Genomic DNA, 12795 nt, shown 5'->3' with positions numbered 1-12795 from the left:
TGTCCTTCGTCACGCGGTGCCGCCGGGGCGGCGAGGTGGGTTGCGGCGGGTACGACTGCGCCGGGCGGCGGCGCGCAGCGCGGCGCGGGCCAGCTCCGGCCGGTCGGCGGCGCCGTCGAGGTTGGCGGCGAGCGCCCGGATGGTGGGGTGGCGGAAGAGGTCGAGCATCGTGATCGACCGGCCGGTGGCGGCGGTGAGCCGGGCGTGCACCGCGGCCAGCGCCAGGGAGTGCCCGCCGATGTCGAAGAAGTTGTCGGTGACCCCGACCTGGTCGCGTTCGAGGACCTCGCGCCAGATCCCGGCGATCAGCTCCTCGGTGTCGGTCAGCCCGCCCGGGCCGGCCGGCAGCGGGGCGCGGGGCGGCTCGGTGGCGGCCACGGTCATCGCGCCGAGCTGCGCCGTCCGTACGGTGGGCCGGGGCAGCGCGGCGGCGACCGCGTCGGCCGGTGCGTCCGGGTCGGCGGCGAGCGCGCCGACCAGCTCGGCCAGGTCGGCCAGGAGCGCGTCGATCCGGTCGGCGTCGAACAGGTCCGGGTTGTGCACCACCTCGACGCCGAGGCGGCCGTCGGACTCGACCACGTAGACGGTGATGTCGAAGGGCGAGCCGGGCTTGGGCACCGGGACCGGCGCGCCGGTCAGCCCGGTCAGCGTCAGCCGGGGCGCGGCGAAGTTGAGCACGTTGAACAGCACCTGCACCAGCGGCGCGCGGGAGGTGTCGCGGCCGACGCCGAGGGCCTCCACGACCCGTTCCAGCGGTGCGCCCGGGTGGGCGGTGACCTCGTGCAGCTCGGCGGCGCACCGGTCGACCAGCTCACCGAAGCCGGCCCCGCCGGTGCGCAGCCGCACCGGCACGGTGTCGATGAAGAAGCCGACCACGTCGTCGAACGCGGCCACCCGGCGGTCGGCGACGATCGCCCCGATCACGTGGTCGTCGCCGCCGGTGAGCCGGCGCAGCAGCTCGGCGAAGCCGGCGAGCAGCACCGTGGCGACGGTGGTGCCGCGCCGGGCGGCCAGGGCGCGTACCGCCCGGTCGGCGGCCGCGGAGAGGGTGACCGCCGACTCGGCGCCGGCGTACGTCTGCACCGCCGGGCGGGGCCGGTCGCGGGGCAGCTCCAGCACGGTGGGCACGCCGCGCAGGTGCTCGGTCCACCAGGCGAGGTCCGCCGCGCCCCGGCGGCGGTCCCGCTCGGCCCGCCACACCGCGTAGTCGGCGTACGTGGCGGCCAGCGGCGGCAGCGTCGGGGGCGCACCGGTGACGGCCGCGGCGTACGCGGCGGCGAGGTCGTCGTAGAGGACCGCCTCGGACCAGCCGTCGAAGACCGCGTGGTGCAGGGTCATCGCCAGCACGTGCGCCTCGGCGCCGAGCCGGTAGACGGTCACCTGCCAGGGCGGCCCGGTGGCCAGGTCGAAGGCGTGCGCGGCGCCGGCGGCGAGCATCCCGGCCAGTTCCGCCTCGGCGTCGGCGCTGCCGGTCAGGTCGACCACCGGCACGGCCACGTCGGTGGGCTCCTCGCAGACCGCGTACGGCACCCCGGCGGTCTGCGGGATCCGCCAGCGCAGCACGTCGTGCCGCTCGGCGACGGCCCGCAGCGCCACGCCCAGCGCGGCGATGTCCAGCGGGCCGCTCAGCCGGTGCGCGACGGCGATGTTGTACGGGGCGCTGGAGGGGGCGAGCTGGTCGACGAACCAGAGCCGGCGCTGCGGCGGGGAGAGCGTGGGCGGGTTGCCGGTGCGCAGTTCCTCGGCCTCGGCCGGCGCGGCGGTACGCAGCCGGGCGACCAGGCCGCCGAAGGTGCGCCCGGTCAGCACGTCCCGGGTGTCGACGTGCCGGCCCAGCTCGGCGCGGAGCGCGGCGACCAGGCGCATCGCGGCGATGGAGTTGCCGCCCGCGGCGAGGAAGTCGGTGTCCGGTCCGGGGACCGCGCCGAGCAGCCGCGCCCAGATCCGGGTCGCCGTCCGGGTCACCGGGTCGGCCGGGCCGGTCGGATCGGTCGGATCGGCCGGGCCGGTCGGATCGTCGGGGCCGGTGTGCAGCGCGGCCAGGGCCAGGGCGCGCAGCGCCGGCCGGTCCAGCTTGCCGGTGACCGGACTGACCGGCAGGTCGTCGCGGCGCAGCAGCCGGGCCGGCAGCATCGCGGCGGTCAGCCGTGTCCGGGCGTACCCCCGGATCGTCTCGTCGTCCGGCGCGTCGGCCGGGGTGAGGACCGCGACCAGTTCGGCGCCGGCCGGCCCGGACACCGCCTCGACGACGACCCGGTCGACGCCGGGGACGCCGGCCAGCACGGCCTCGACCTCGCCCAGCTCGATGCGCTGGCCCCGGATCTTCACCTGCCGGTCGGCGCGCCCGAGGTAGACGATCCGCCCGTCGGGCGCCTGCCGGACCAGGTCACCGGTGCGGTACAGCCGCTCGCCGGGCAGGCCGGAGAACGGGTCGGGGACGAACCGCTCGGCGGTCAGGCCGGGCCGGTGCAGGTAGCCGTCGGCCAGGCCGGGGCCGCCGATCAACAGCTCGCCGGTCTCCCCCGGCGGCACCGCGCGCAGTTCGGCGTCGACGACGTACGCCCGGTGGTTGGGCAGCGGCAGGCCGATCGGCACCGGGTCGCTCTCGGCGCCGGTCAGCTCGCCGGTGAGCGCCAGCACGGTGGTCTCGGTCGGGCCGTAGCCGTTGATGAAACGCCGCCCCGGCGCCCAGCGGGCGGCCAGCTCGGCGGGGACCGCCTCGCCGCCGCAGAACACCGTGCGCCAGCCCGGCACCTCGGCCGGGTCCAGCAGGGACAGCACGATCGGGGTGATGAAACCCCAGTTCACCTCGTGCGCGGTGATGAACCGGGCGAGCCGGACCGGGTCCGCGCGGTCCTCGGCGCCGACCAGCTGCACCGCCCCGCCGAGCAGCAGCGGCAGGAAGAGGTCCATGACGGAGACGTCGAAACCGAGCGAGGCGATGCCGAGGCTGCGCACCCCGGCGTCGGCGTCGCTGACCGCCGCGCAGCCGGTGACGAACTCGACCAGGTTGCGGTGGGAGGTCAGCACCCCCTTGGGCCGGCCGGTGGAGCCGGAGGTGAACAGCACGTACGCGGGGTCACCGGGCCGGGCCGGGCAGGGGGCCAGCGGGGCCGGGCCCGCCGACTCGACCACCTCGACGCCCGGCAGGTCGGCCGCCTCGGTCAACTCGGTCGCGGCGTCGCCGACCAGCAGCGACACCTGCGCGTCGGCGAGGATCTCGCGCAGCCGCTCGCGGGGGCCGTCCGGCTCCACCGGCACGTAGCAGCCACCCGCCAGGAGCACCCCGAGGACGTCGACGACCAGCCGGGGTCGGCGTCGGCCGCAGACCCCGACCCGGGTGTGCCGGCCGACGCCCCGGGCCCGCAGCGCGGCGGCCAGCCCGGCCGCCTGACCGACCAGCTCTGCGTAGGTGAGCCGGTCGTCCCACTGGCGCACCGCGACCGCGTCCGGGGTGCGGGCGGCCTGGGCGGCGATCAGGTCGGCCAGGGTCGCCTCCGGCCACGGCAGGGTCTCCCCGTCGACGGCGCTGATGGACAGGATGTCGGTCACCCGTGCTCTCCCCGGTAGCTGACTGGATCGGTGATCTGCAGGCGCAGCTCGCTGACGTAGCCGCGCCCCTGCGCGTCGGTCACCCAGGCGTCCGCCGGGTCGGGCAGCAGCTCGCTGACGGTCACGGTGACGTCGGGGCCGCTCTTCGCGGCGGCGTCGACCATGGCGCAGAGGGACTGGGCGTGCAGCGGGGCGGTGAGGTCGACGTAGCAGGGCTTGATCTCGGTGCCCACCTTGACGAACACCCGCTCGGGCAGCCCCAGGTCCGCCCGCCACCGGCGGACGGCGAGGAACCGCTCGGCCTCGCCGGTGACGCCGGCCAGGCCGGTCCGGCTGACCGTCGTCCGCCAGGTCCGCCGGGCCACGACCAGCCGGTCGATGGTGATCCGGGGGGTGTGCGCAGCCGGTGCGAGGAGCTTGAAGCTGTCCAGCAGCATCGCGCCGAGCAGGTTGGCGAAGATCTCCATCAGCGGCCAGCGGGTGCCGTCGGGCAGCACCGCCACCCACTGACCGCCGTCGTCCTCCACCAGGGCCTCGGTGGAGCGGGCCAGCCGGTCGACGTCGGCGCCCCGGGCCGTGTCGATGCCGAACTGCCGGTCCCGGGGACCGTTGAGGGCGTACGTGATGCGGGTGGTCATCCGCGGGAAGCTCTCCGGGTAGAGCACCCGGGCCCGGGCCGGGCCGAGTTCGGCGTCCAGCGCCGCCCGCAGCGCCGGCTGGTCGGGGTGGAACGGGGTCAGCACCGCGCTGTCGAACGGCACGTACGCCGGGTGCAGCTCGCCGAGCACCAGCAGGAAGTCGCCCCGATCGAGCGCGTCCAGCCCGTCGGCGGCGATCTGCACGTCGGGGCTGTGGAGGCGGGCGGACGGCCAGCCGGGGCGGTCGGCGGCGAACAGCACGCGGGCCCGCTCCGCCAGGTCGGCGCTGCGCAACCGCAGCTCGGTCTGCCCCGGTGTCACCGCGTCCAGGCCGATCAGCTCGGCCCAGCGGGCGGTCAGCCCGGCGCCGGCCCGGGCGATCGGGCCGTCCGGGGCGAGCAGCAGCCCCTGGGCCAGGGCCCAGACGTCGGCCAGCCGCACCGGCCCGTCGCCCCGCAGCTCGGCGTGCAGGTCCGCGAAGAGCCGCTCCCCGGCGGCGCCGACCTCGGCGGTCAGCCACCGCGCGGCCGTCAGCACGATCGCCAGCGGCTCGGCCAGCGCGTCCAGCACCGTCGAGCCGACCGTGAAGTCCAGGTCGCGGGCGGTCTCCTCGTAGAGCACCGTGCGGCCGGCGTACATCTGCCCGGCCTGACGGGTGGCGGGGCGGCCGGTGACGGCGGTGAACTCGGCGTTCAACGCGGCCAGCGCGGCGCCGAGCCGTTCCGGGTCGCCGGCCGCCGCGGCGACCGCGTCGCGGGCCGCGCACAGCCGGCCGAAGGCGGCCGCCGCCTCGGCGCGCACCGGCGCGTCACCGATGGCGTCGATGCGCTCGCGGAGCACGTGCTCGGCCTCGGGGCTGACCGGCAGGCCGGCGTCCCAGGTCAGCAGGCTCCGGTCGACCAGCCGGTCGAGCAGCAGGTAGGCGTCGTCGGCGCTGCGCAGGCCCGTCTCCCCGTCGGCCAGCAGCCGCTGCACGAGGGTCACGGCGGGGGTGCGTCCGTCGCAGGCGGCCAGCAGCCGGGCCTCCACGGCGGTCAGCTCGGTCGGGGGCAGCAGCGGCCGGGTGACCCGCCGGTCGGACAGGCTCAGGTGCGGCGGCAGCGTCGGCGCCCACCAGCGCCGCACCGCCAGGTCGTCGGCGAGCCGGTCGGCGTACGCGATCAGCGCCCACGCCTCGAAGTGGACCTCGCGCCGGGACACCAGCGCCGGGCCGGGCCGCAGCCGGGTGGCCGGGTCGTCCGGGTCGAGCCGGCCCCAGCAGACCGGGCCGAAGAAGCCGATCGTCTCGGCCTTGCCGCAGTAGCGCTGCCAGTAGCGCAGCAGGCTCAGCTCCCGCTTGCGCCGCCGCACGTTGCGCACCGCCGGATCGGTGCGCAGCAGGCCGTCCAGCGCGATCAGCATCTCCGGGTTCTGCCAGGTGACCGCCTCGCGCAGCAGCGGGTCGGCGGCGATCTCGCCGGCCACCGTGGAGCCGTCGGCCAGCGCCGCCGCGAAGGCCTTCTCGAACACGTCGGCGGCGCCCTCGCCGGCCAGCAGGGCGTCCGCGGCGTCCGCCGCCTCGGGCGCGGCGAAGGCGGCCAGTCCGCCCGCCGGGAAGCCGGCGGTACGCAGCACGACGTCGCGCCACACCGACCAGCCGGTGTCGCCGAGGGGGATCAGGTGACTCATCGGCGGGCCTCCCGCTCGTCGGCGTCCACGATGTGCAGCCGCAGCTCACTGAAGTAGCGGCGGCCCGCCGCGTCGGGCACCCAGGCGTCCTCGGCCGTCGGCAGCATCTCGCTGACCAGCAGCGAGGCGTCGTCACCGCCGTCGGTGCGGGCGGCCCGCGCCATGGCGCAGAGCATGGCGCTGAACGCGGGGCTGCTCAGGTCCACGAAGCAGGGCTTGGTCTCGGTGCCGAACTTGACGTACACCTGCTCGGGCAGGCCGAGGCGGCGACGCCAGTCCCGGACCGCGAGGAACCGGTCCCGTTCGCTGGTGACGGCGGCCAGCCCGCTCGCGCCGACCGTGGTACGCCAGGTCTGCCGGGCCACCACCATCTCGCCGAGCGTGATCCGGGGCGTGTACGGCGCGGCGGCGACCAGCTTGAACCCGTCGACGGCGTGCGCGCTGAGCAGCGGGGAGAAGACCTCGGTCAGGGTCCAGCGCGCACCGTCCGGGGCGGTGGCGAACAGCCGGCCGTCGGACTCGGTGACGGTCAGGTCCACGGTGGGCAGCACCCGGTCCGGGTCGGCGCCGGGCGCCGCGACGAAGGCCAGCTGCCGGTCGGTCGGACCGGTCAGCGCCTCGGCGACCCGGCTGGTGCGGCGGGGCCACTCGGTCGGCAGGAGCAGCCGGATCCGCCGCTCGCCGAGGTCCTCGGTGAGCGCGTCGCGCAGCCGGCCCACGTCCGGGTGCGACGGGGTGAAGACGTGGCAGTCGAAGGACGCCCAGGCGGCGTGCAGCTCACCGAGGACCACGGTGTACTCGCCGCGCGCCAGCGCCGCCACGTCGGTGGCGCAGATCTGCAGGTCCGGGCTGTGCAGCCGGGCGTTGGGCCAGGCCGGTCGCGCGGCCGGGAAGACCTCGGCGACGCGGGCGGCCAGGTCGGCCACGGAGAGCCGGACCTCGGTGGTGCCGGGCGGAAGGGTGGCGAGGCCGAACAGCCCGGCCCACCGGTCGGCGAACTCGGCGGCGACGGCGTCGACCGGTCGCGGCCCGTCGCCCCAGAACATGCCCTGCGCCAGGTACCACAGGTCGGACAGGGCCACCGGGGCGTCACCCGCCTCGGCGCGCAGCTCGTCGTGCAGCTCCCGGAACGCGGCACCGTACGCCCGCTCCAGTGCGTCGACCAGCCAGCGGGCCGCCTGCAACAGCACCCCGAGCGGGGCGGCGATCCGGTCCAGCAGCGGCTTGCCGAAGACCACGTCGAGGTCCCGGCTGGTGTCCTCGTAGCAGAGGGTGCGCCCGGCGTACATCTGGCCGGCGCGGCGGCGCGGGGACTCCCCGGTCAGCTCGGTGAAGGTGGCGTCGAGCGCGTCCAGGGCGACGCGCAGCCGCTCCGGGTCGCCGGCCGCGGCGGCCACCGCGTCGCGGGCGGCGCACAGCCGGTCGAAGCCGGCGCGGGCGTCGCGGCGGGCGGTCTCGTCGCCGATCGCCTCGATCCGTCGCCGCAGCACGTCCTCCGCGTCCGGGCTCACCGGCAGGCCCGCGTCCCAGGTGATCAGCTCGCGTTCGACCAGCCGGTCCAGCAGCGCGTAGCCGTCCTCCGGCCGGCGCAGCCCGATCGTCGGGTCGGCGACCAGCTCGCGGGCCGGGCGGCGGCCGTCGACGGCGGCCAGCAGCGCCGCCTCGACCGGGGCGAGCGTCACCGGGGGCCGGCCCGGCCGGCGCAGCGCCCGGCCGGCGAGGCTCACCTGCGGGCAGAGCATCGGCGGCCACCACCGGCGCACCGCCGGGTCCGCGCCGATCCGGTCGGCGTAGGCGCTGAGCGCCCAGGACTCGAACCACACCCAGCGGCGCCGGGTCAGGCCCGGTCCCGGACGCGCGTCAACGGTCTCCGGCCGCGCCGGGTCGAGGGTGACCCAGCAGCTCGGCCCGAAGAAGCCGACCGTCTCGTTCTTGCCGCAGTACCGCTGCCAGTACTTCAACAGGGCCCGCTCGCGATCCCGCCGCCGCACGTTGCGGGCCGGGTCGGGGCCGCCGCGCGCCAGACCGTCGAGGGCGACCAGGGCGTCCCGGTTCTGCCAGGTGACCGCCTCGCGCAGCAGCGGATCGGCGGCCAGCTCGGTGAGCCGGCGCCCGGTCGCCGTCAACGCCTCGGCGACCTCCTTGTCGTAGCGCTCCGCGCCGTCGCCGGTGGCGAGCAGCTCGTCGGCGGCCGTGGCGGCGGTGGGGGCGGAGAGCATGGTCAGCCCGTCGGCGGGGAAGCCGGTGGTGCGCAGGATGGCGTCGCGCCACACCGACCACCCGGTGTCGCCGAGCGGCACCCGGTGCCCGCCCACCGGGCCGGCGACACCGGCCGCCCGCTCACCGGACGCGGCCGGACCGACAATGGCCCCCCGGTCGTCGGACGCGGCCGGGCCGGCAGTGGCCGCCCTGTCGTCGGACGCGACCGGGCCAGCAGTGGCCGCCCGGCCGCCGGACGCGACCGGACCGACAGCGGCCGCCCGGCCGCCGGACGCGGCCGGGTCGGCGGCCGGGTCGGCGGCGGCGGGCACGGCCCCGTCGAGGTCGGCGCGGATCGCGGCCAGCAGCTCGGGGAGCCGGTCGGTGAGGAAGAAGTGCCCACCGTCGATGTCCCGCAGGGTGAAGCCGGCGGCGGTGTGCTCGCGCCAGGCGTCGCTGTGCGCGCGGGTCACGGCGCGATCGTGCCGGCCGCTGAACGCCACGATCGGCACCGGCAGCGGCTCGTCCGGGACGTAGCGGTAGCTGTCCACCCGGCCGAAGTCGGCGCGCAGCAGCGGCAGCAGCAGCTCGACCAGCTCGGGGTGCGCCAGCAGCTCGGCGGGCAGGCCGCCCCCCGCGCCGAGACGGCGCAGCAGTTCGTCGTCGTCCACCCGGGACAGCCCGTCGAAGAGGCTGGGCGCGGTCACGTGCGGGGCGCGGGCGCCGCCGACGTAGAGCCGCAGCGGCAGCGGACCACCGCTGCGGCGCAGCTCGCGGACCACCTCGAAACCGACCCGGCCGCCCATCGAGTGGCCGTAGATGACGTACGGGCCGCGGACCCGCCCGGCGACGGCGGACGCGACGTCGGCCACCCGGAACTCCGGGTCCTCGCTGATCCGGTTCTCCCGCCCCGGCAGCTGCACCGGCAGCACCTCGACGTCCGCGCCGAGCCCGTCCTGCCAGTGCCGGAAGACGCTCGCGCCGCCGCCGGCGTAGGGCAGGCAGAACAGCTGCACCGGTGCCGGGTCACGGCGGCCGGCGGAGAGGAACCAGTTCACCGCGTGCCTTTCTGAGGAGGGTCGATCCAGTGGCGCTGGCGCTGGAACGGGTAGGTGGGCAGCCCGGTGCGCCGGACCGCGCCCTCGGGGTGCAGCGCCGTCCAGTCCACGTCCCGGCCGGCGAGCCAGGCCGCCGCCAGCTCGCGCAGCTCACCGGGGTCGCCGGCGAGGCGGGCGTCGGTGGCGAGCAGCTCGTCCAGCGCGGCGACGGCGCCGGCCGGGTCGGCCGCCACCACGGCCGCCCGGCAGGCGAAGGCGCGCCGGCCCAGCGCGAGGGTGGCGGCCACCTCGGACAGCGCCGGGGCGGCCCCGGCGAGGTGCTGCCGCAGCCGGGTCAGCGCCGCCCGCAGCGCCGCCGGGGTCCGCGCCGAGACGGGCAGCAGGTACGCGGGCGCGTCCACCGCGTCCACCGGCTCGGCCGGCGGCGGCTGCTCGACGACCACGTGCGCGTTCGTGCCGCCGACGCCGAAGGAGCTGACCCCGGCGACCCGGCGCGGCCCCTCCGGCCAGTCGCGGACCTTGGTGGGCACGTAGAAGGGACCGCCGGCGAGGTCGATCTCCGGGTGCGGACGGGTGAAGTGCAGGTTCGGCGGGATCACCCCGTGCCGGACGGCGAGCACCGCCTTGATCAGCCCGGCGATGCCGGCCCCGGCGTCGAGGTGGCCGATGTTGGTCTTGACCGAGCCGAGCGCGCACGACTCGGCGGGCGCGGCCCCGCCGTACACCTCGTGCAGCGCGGCCACCTCGATGGCGTCACCGAGCGGGGTGCCGCTGCCGTGGGCCTCGATGAAGCGGACCTCGCCGGGGGCGACCTCGGCGGCGGCCAGGGCGTTCGCCACGGCGGCGGCCTGGCCGGCGGGGCCGGGCACGGCGTAGCCGGCCCGGTCGGCGCCGTCGTTGGTGACCGCCCAGCCGGGCAGCACGGCGTGGATCCGGTCGCCGTCGGCCTGGGCGTCGGCGAGGCGGCGCAGCGCGACCACGCCCACCCCGGAGCCGAAGCCGGAGCCGTTGGCGGCCTCGTCGAAGGCGCGGCAGCGCCCGTCCGGGGAGGCCAGGCCACCGGCCCGGTAGCGCGGCCAGGTGACGTTGACCCCGCCGGCCAGGGCGATGTCGCACTGGTAGTCGGCGAGGCTCTGGGCGGCGAGGCAGACCGCGACCAGCGAGCTGGAGCAGGCGCTCTGCACGGCCACGGCCGGCCCGGTCAGCCCCAGCCGGTACGCGACCTGACCGGGCAGGTGGTCGGTGAACTGCCGCCCGATCAGCCGGGCCTCCCAGTCGTCCGGATCCACCTGCCCGACCACGGCCGGGTTGTCCATCAGGTGGAAGAGGAAGTACCGGTTGGCGGAGGTGGCCGAGTAGACGCCGATCAGCCCGGGGAAGCGGGACGGGTCGTGCCCGGCGTCCTCCAGCGCCTCCCAGGCGGTCTCCAGGAACAGCCGGTGCTGCGGGTCGGTCCGGGCGGCCTCCTCGGCCGCCATGTGGAAGAACTCGGCGTCGAAGTCGGCGACCCCGTCGAGCCGGCCGGCGGCCCGGACGTGCCGGGGGTCGGCGCGCAGGCCCGGCCCGATGCCGAGCGCGGCCAACTCCTCGTCGGTGTGCTCGTGCACCGAGTCGACGCCGGCGCAGATGTTCCACCAGAAGGTGGCCACGTCGGGAGCGCCGGGGAAGCGCCCGGCCAGGCCGACCACGGCGATCTCGTCGCCGGTGTACTCGCGGGCGGGCACCGACGGGGCGGCCGGCGCGGGCAGGGTGGGCGCGACGTCCACGGTGGTCGCCGCGTCGAGCAGCCGGGCCTGCGCCGCGACCGTCGGGTGGCCGAACAGCCGGACCATCGGCAGGGTCACCCCGAACCGTTCGGTGATGCGCTGCTGCACCTGGCCGAGCAGCAGGGACTGGCCACCGGCGTCGAAGAAGCTCTCCTCGCGCCCGACCGCCGGGCGGCCGAGCACCGCGCACCAGATGTCGTGCAGCTCCCGTTCGGTCGGCGTGGCCGGCTCCTGGCCGGGGGCGACCTCCTGCGGCGGGTCGGGCAGGGCGCGCTCGTCGACCTTGCCGGTGACGGTGAGCGGGAAGGCGTCGAGCACGACGACCGCGCGCGGCAGCGCGTACTCCGGCAGTTCCCGGGCCAGCGCGGCGCGCAGCGCCGCCGGGTCGGGTGTCGCGCCGGCCGGGGTCGCGTACGCCAGCAGCGCGCCGTCGCGGGCGACGGCGCGCACGGCGGCGACGCCGGGCTGCCGGGCGAGGACCGCCTCGATCTCGGTCAGCTCGACCCGGAAGCCCCGGACCTTGACCTGCCGGTCGAGCCGGCCGAGACAGACCAGGTCGCCGCCGGGCAGTCGGGCGCCGAGGTCGCCGGTGGCGTACGTGGGGACGCCGTCGGGGTCCACCCCGAACCGGTCGCTGTGCCGGCCGAGGTAGCCCGGGGCGAGGTGGCGGCTGCGCACCACGATCTCGTCGCTGCCCGGCGCCAGGCGCAGCTCGTACCCGGGCAGCGCCGTGCCGATCGGCAGCGGGCCGGTGGCGGTGGGGTCGGTCCGGTCGAACCGCAGGGCATACCGGGCGGCGAAGGTCATCTCGGTCGCGCCGTAGCCGTTGACCAGCACGCAGTCCGGGGCGAAGCGGCCCGCGCCGCGGGCGGCGTCGGCGTAAGTGGCCTGCTCGCCGCCGAGCAGCACCACCCGCACGGCGTCCAGCCGGCGCGGGCCGAGGGTGTCGAGCAGGAACCGGTAGACCGTCGGGGTGGAGTGGTAGACGGTGACCCGGTGCCGGGCGAGCTGCTCGACCGCGTACGCCAGCCCGTGCCGCCGCAGGTCGACGGGGACGACGGCGGCGCCGGTGAGCAGCGCCGGCCACAGGTCGGGGATGGCCGCGTCGAAGCTGAACGAGGCGAGCAGGCTGAGCCGGTCGTCCGGGCCGATGGACAGGGCGCGGATCTGGTTGTCCACCACGTGCAGCAGGTTGCGGTGGGTCTGCGCGACGGCCTTCGGCACGCCGGTGGAGCCGGAGGTGAACAGCACGTACGCCGGGGCGTCCGGGTCGACGGGCAGCGGGCGCAGCGGGGCGGGCGCGGTGCCGTCGAGGACGACGACCGGGGTGTCCGGTCGGTCGGCGCGCAGCCGCTCGGCCAGTTCCCGGTGCGCGGCGGCGCAGGCGATGACGCGCACGTCGGCGGCGGCGAGCATGTGTCGCAGCCGGGCGACGGGGAACCCCGGGTCCAGCGGCACGTACGCGCCACCGGCGGCGAGGGCGCCGAGGATGGCGGTGACGGTCGGCGCGCCGTGCCCGGTGAGCAGGGCCACCCGGTCTCCGGCGCGCAGGCCGGCGGCGGTGAGCGCGGCGGCGTGTCCCCCGGCGGCTGCGGTGAGTGCGGCGTAGTCGACCTCGTGGGCGTCGCCGAGGATGGCCGGCCGGTCGGGTCGATCGGACGCGACGGCCGCGAAACGTTCGATGATCATTGGTTGTGCCATCTCAGGGAGCCGGGTGAGCTCCACTGGGGATGGGCACGCAGGAATGGATGATTGTGATCATGATCCCCCCCAGGACTTCACAATGGATGCAGAATATGGCTCGATGGCCGGGGAGGAAGGCCATCGATCGGAGTCGGCCCGAAGGTCCGACGGGCCGGCGGTGATCGGTCGCCGAAATTCAACCGATCATCCCTCTAGCGCGTAGAGGAGTTT

The 12795-nt window shown here is 76.8% G+C and carries 4 protein-coding genes; all 4 read right to left on the bottom strand.

The features are described 5' to 3' along the window. Positions 1-9 precede the first annotated feature (9 nt). The 4 genes from GA0070614_RS27260 to GA0070614_RS27245 are packed head-to-tail and all read right to left on the bottom strand — an operon-like array spanning position 10 to position 12570. On the bottom strand, positions 10-3552 hold the full coding sequence (locus tag GA0070614_RS27260) for a non-ribosomal peptide synthetase (protein ID WP_088978628.1): 3543 nt from the start codon (positions 3550-3552) through the stop codon (positions 10-12). Continuing rightward, positions 3549-5858 (bottom strand): lantibiotic dehydratase, encoded by a 2310-nt coding sequence (locus GA0070614_RS27255; RefSeq protein WP_088978627.1) that lies wholly within the window; start codon positions 5856-5858, stop codon positions 3549-3551. Before GA0070614_RS27255 ends, GA0070614_RS27260 begins: the two co-directional genes overlap by 4 nt. Beyond that, a complete protein-coding gene (locus GA0070614_RS27250; protein ID WP_231933403.1) occupies positions 5855-9115 on the bottom strand; it encodes a thioesterase domain-containing protein in 3261 nt (1086 codons plus the stop codon). Before GA0070614_RS27250 ends, GA0070614_RS27255 begins: the two co-directional genes overlap by 4 nt. Next, the gene (locus GA0070614_RS27245) at positions 9112-12570 is read right to left on the bottom strand and encodes an AMP-binding protein (RefSeq protein ID WP_231933402.1); all 3459 of its coding nucleotides are present in this window, start codon (positions 12568-12570) and stop codon (positions 9112-9114) included. Before GA0070614_RS27245 ends, GA0070614_RS27250 begins: the two co-directional genes overlap by 4 nt. Between the last annotated feature and the right edge of the window lie 225 nt (positions 12571-12795).

Origin of the sequence: Micromonospora coxensis (genome assembly GCF_900090295.1) — a bacterium.
Lineage (GTDB): Bacteria > Actinomycetota > Actinomycetes > Mycobacteriales > Micromonosporaceae > Micromonospora > Micromonospora coxensis.
The sequence above is the reverse complement of the archived record's forward strand: the minus strand, read 5'-3'. Positions and strand labels throughout refer to the sequence as shown.

Coding starts and splice junctions, on each gene's coding strand:
- GA0070614_RS27255 (WP_088978627.1), bottom strand. CDS start 5,858: ATGAGTCACCTGATCCCCCTCGGCGACACCGGCTGGTCGGTGTGGCGC.
- GA0070614_RS27245 (WP_231933402.1), bottom strand. CDS start 12,570: ATGATCATCGAACGTTTCGCGGCCGTCGCGTCCGATCGACCCGACCGG.